Source organism: Lentzea kentuckyensis (assembly GCF_002150765.1).
Lineage (GTDB): Bacteria > Actinomycetota > Actinomycetes > Mycobacteriales > Pseudonocardiaceae > Lentzea > Lentzea kentuckyensis.
This window is the reverse complement of record NZ_MUYM01000253.1, coordinates 1,249-1,695: the sequence shown is the minus strand read 5'-3', so window position 1 is coordinate 1,695 and position 447 is coordinate 1,249. Positions and strand designations below refer to the sequence as shown.

General features: G+C 70.9%; 1 protein-coding gene. It reads left to right on the top strand.

What is annotated here, in order from left to right; translation table 11 throughout:
• Positions 1-447, top strand: a 447-nt coding sequence (locus B0F77_RS46495) for a D-alanyl-D-alanine carboxypeptidase (protein ID WP_211294391.1), incomplete at both ends; no start/stop codon positions are given.

The window sequence follows — 447 nt, the reverse complement described above, 5'->3', positions numbered from 1 at the left end:
ACGACCTGGTCAACCAGGTCAAGCAGAAGGGCGCGGTCACCAAGGTCCAGTTCGACCTGAGCCGGTACACCGGCGAGGCGCTCGGGCCGCAGTGGGAGCAGGCGGACATCGGCGGCGGCTCGGTCGCGCCGATCGTGCCGTTCATGCTCGACGGCGGACGCGTCGACCAGGCGAACGTCAACGGCGCGCGGACCGGCAGCCCGGCGCAGGCCGCGGCGGACGCGTTCGCACAGCGGATCGGCGCTCCCGGAGCGACCGCCGGCACGGCTCCGCAGGGCGCGCAGGTGCTCGGCGAGATCAAGTCGGCGCCGATCGAGCAGCTCGTCGACAACATGATGCAGATCTCCGACAACGTCCTCACCGAGGCGATCGCGCGTGAGATCGCGATCAAGACCGGCAACGAGGCGTCGTTCGCCGGCGGCGTCAAGGCCGTGCGGGACGTGCTGA